The organism is Roseisolibacter sp. H3M3-2 (assembly GCF_029211165.1).
GTDB lineage: Bacteria > Gemmatimonadota > Gemmatimonadetes > Gemmatimonadales > Gemmatimonadaceae > Roseisolibacter.
Genome location: NZ_JARGEK010000612.1, coordinates 1 through 1,652 on the forward strand (window position 1 = coordinate 1; position 1,652 = coordinate 1,652).

General features: G+C 81.1%; 4 protein-coding genes. 1 reads left to right on the forward strand and 3 read right to left on the reverse strand.

Features of this window, described 5'->3' with window-relative positions; all coding sequences use genetic code 11:
- The coding region (locus PYV61_RS25080) for a hypothetical protein (RefSeq protein ID WP_275836614.1) at positions 1–321 on the forward strand (321 nt) is incomplete at its 5' end.
- Here PYV61_RS25080 and PYV61_RS25085 read toward each other — a convergent pair.
- From PYV61_RS25085 to PYV61_RS25095, 3 genes are all read right to left on the reverse strand, one after another.
- Entirely contained in the window at positions 304–1,020 is a 717-nt protein-coding gene (locus PYV61_RS25085; RefSeq protein ID WP_275836615.1) for an alpha/beta fold hydrolase, read from the reverse strand. The genes PYV61_RS25080 and PYV61_RS25085 overlap by 18 nt on opposite strands.
- The gene (locus tag PYV61_RS25090; RefSeq protein ID WP_275836616.1) at positions 1,017–1,385 is read right to left on the reverse strand and encodes a hypothetical protein; all 369 of its coding nucleotides are present in this window, start codon (positions 1,383–1,385) and stop codon (positions 1,017–1,019) included. The genes PYV61_RS25085 and PYV61_RS25090 overlap by 4 nt, the downstream gene beginning before the upstream one ends.
- Positions 1,386–1,387: 2 nt before the next feature.
- Positions 1,388–1,652, reverse strand: a 265-nt coding sequence (locus tag PYV61_RS25095) for a DinB family protein (protein WP_275836617.1), incomplete at its 5' end; no start/stop codon positions are given.

Below are 1,652 nucleotides of genomic sequence, written 5' to 3' on the forward strand. Positions count from 1 at the left end.
CCGCCGCCCGCGGCCGCGCCGGCGAACGTCGTGGTCCGCGCCGGCGAGCTCCCGCCCGCGCTCGACACGCTGCGGCACGACGCGGCGCAGCGCGCGCGCCTGGTGGCGGTGGTGACGCGGCGGCGGCACGAGTCCGACTCGGTGCTGCGCGCCGTCGTCCCCGCGCTACGCGCCGTGCTGGCGCGCATGCACGAGGAGGTGCGCGCCGAGCTGACCCCCGCGCAGCGCGCCGCCTTCGACGCGGCGACGCCGCTCCCGCTCCCCACGCCGGGGCGCGAGACGCCGCTGCGGGTGCCGCTCGGGTCAGCCCCGCCGCGCTGACGCGTCGGGCGTCGCGTCGGGGCGCGCTGCGAAGCGGCCCCCGGCGAGGAACGCGAACACGTCGCGCCGCACCTCGGGCGCCCACATCAGGAAGGTGTGCCCGCGCCGCACCACGGCGAAGTCCGCCATGCCGTCGACGCGCGCGCTGGCGACCGACACCTTGCCGTCGTGCGGCGCCGGGAGCCAGCGGCCGAGCAGCGGGGCGAAGGCGCGGTCGCCGGCGATCACCCCCACCTCGACCCCGGCGGGCAACGCGCCGAGGCGCCGCGGCACCGCCTCCGGCCCGGTGCCCAGCGCCGCCATCGCCGGCCCCAGCACGCGGCGCGGCAGCGCCCCCTCGCGCAGCCGCTCGGCCAGCTCGGAGCCGTGATTCGGCGGCGCCAGCATCACCACCCGCCCGAGCGCGGCGCGCTGGCGCGCGGCGCCGGCGCGCGCGAGGCAGGCGCGCACGAGGATCCCGCCGAGCGAGTGCGTCACCACGTGCACCGGCCCCGCGCCCGCGTCGGCGAGGCGCGCCAGCTCGCCGGGACGCGGCGCGGCGAGGGCGGCGGCGTCGCCGCGGCGCGAGGCGTAGCCCCAGTTCCGCACCGCGTAGCCGTGCCGGCGCGCCGCGCGGGCGAGCGGCCACATCGACCACGGGCCGCGCCCGAGCCCGTGCACGAGCAGCACGGTGCCGCGCACGCCGCTCACGCGGCTCACGACGCCCCGCGCCACGCGGCGGCCGCGATCACGACGCACAGCGCCCACGCCGGGTGCCTCCCGCGCGAGCCCGCCGCCGTGACGACGCCCGAGGCGAGCACCGTCGCCGCGACCACGCGCAGCCCGCCCGCCGCGTCGCCGCGCCCCAGCACACCGCAGAGCGCGGCCGCGCCCCACCAGCCGACGCTGGCGAGATGCCAGACGAAGCGCAGCGTGCGGCGCGAGAAGCCGTCGGCGGCGAAGTGCGGCGCCGTCGGGCCGCGCGCGAACAGGCGCGGGAGGAAGTGCCGCTCGCCGAGGTACGAGTGGCCGGCGCCGAGCGCGGCCAGGAGCGTCGCGGCGAGCGCGAGCCAGGGGGACGGCACCGTCAGGGCGCGCGGTCGGCGGCGCTCCAGACGTACAGGGCGTAGTCGGTGGACGACGGCGCCCCGCCGCCGTCGCGGACGAGCATCGCGACCTGCCCCCGGTGGTAGGCGCCGTGCAGCGCCACGTGCGACAGGATCTGGCCGACCGTGCTGCGGCGCGCGTCGCCGGCCGTGGTGCGGTACTCGACCACGCGCGCGAGCCCGTCGGCGTCGCCGGCCGCGGCGCGCGCCGCCAGCGCGCGCAGCGCGGCGTCGCTCGCCCCGGCC